This is a genomic window from Novosphingobium sp. 11B (genome assembly GCF_054589055.1).
Genome location: NZ_BAAILP010000342.1, coordinates 1 through 245 on the forward strand (window position 1 = coordinate 1; position 245 = coordinate 245).

The following is a 245-nucleotide window of genomic DNA, read 5'->3' on the forward strand; positions in this document are numbered from 1 at the left end:
AGTGGGCCTGGCGCCTGCCGTTCCTGCTGGCGGGGCCACTGGGTTTCGTGGGCGTCTATCTGCGCTCCCGCATGGAGGAGACGCCGCTTTTCCGGGAGGTTGCGCAACAGGAGCATCCCGCCGCTGCATCCCCCTTGCGCGATCTTTTGACCCGTCACCGTCGCGCGCTGCTGGCGATGAGCGGCCTCGTGATCGCGCTCAATGTCGTGAACTACACGCTGCTCAGCTACATGCCGACCTATCTG

General features: G+C 65.3%; 1 pseudogene. It reads left to right on the plus strand.

The features are described 5' to 3' along the window. A pseudogene (locus tag ACYPYD_RS28225) lies at window positions 1–245 on the plus strand (MFS transporter); the annotation flags it as partial.